The sequence below is a fragment of the Halomonas sp. HNIBRBA4712 genome, from assembly GCF_043558675.1.
Taxonomy (GTDB): Bacteria; Pseudomonadota; Gammaproteobacteria; order Pseudomonadales; family Halomonadaceae; genus Vreelandella.
Genome location: NZ_JBIFXR010000033.1, coordinates 1 through 376, shown reverse-complemented (window position 1 = coordinate 376; position 376 = coordinate 1). Strand labels below are relative to the sequence as shown.

Annotated in this window: 1 protein-coding gene; it reads left to right on the top strand. The window is 68.1% G+C overall.

Translation table 11 applies throughout. The features are described 5' to 3' along the window. A partial coding sequence (locus tag ACGK9R_RS17205) for a hypothetical protein (protein WP_394583553.1) occupies nucleotides 1–376 on the top strand: 376 nt, incomplete at both ends.

Sequence of the window (376 nt, the reverse complement as noted above, 5' to 3'; positions counted from 1 at the left end):
CCAGGTTCAGGTCCGCCAGACTGACGCGGCAGGCAATGTCAGCGACGTCACCGAGTTCGGCCCGATCACCGTCGACCTGACCGTTGACCCGCCGATTGAACCGGAAGCGCCGGCCACCCCGACGCTGGCGCTTGCCGAGGACACCGGCACCAGCGCGGTGGACGGTATCACCAGCAACGGCACCGTGAACGTGCTGGGCCTAGTCGAGGGTGCGACCTGGCAGTACAGCACTGATGCCGGTGCCAGCTGGATCGACGGCACCGGTGACAGCTTCGTGCTGGACGAAGGCACCTACGCCGCCGGCACCGTGCAGGTGCGCCAGACCCTGGACAACGCGACCAGCGGCACCTCGACCCTGGGCGCCGTGACCATCGAT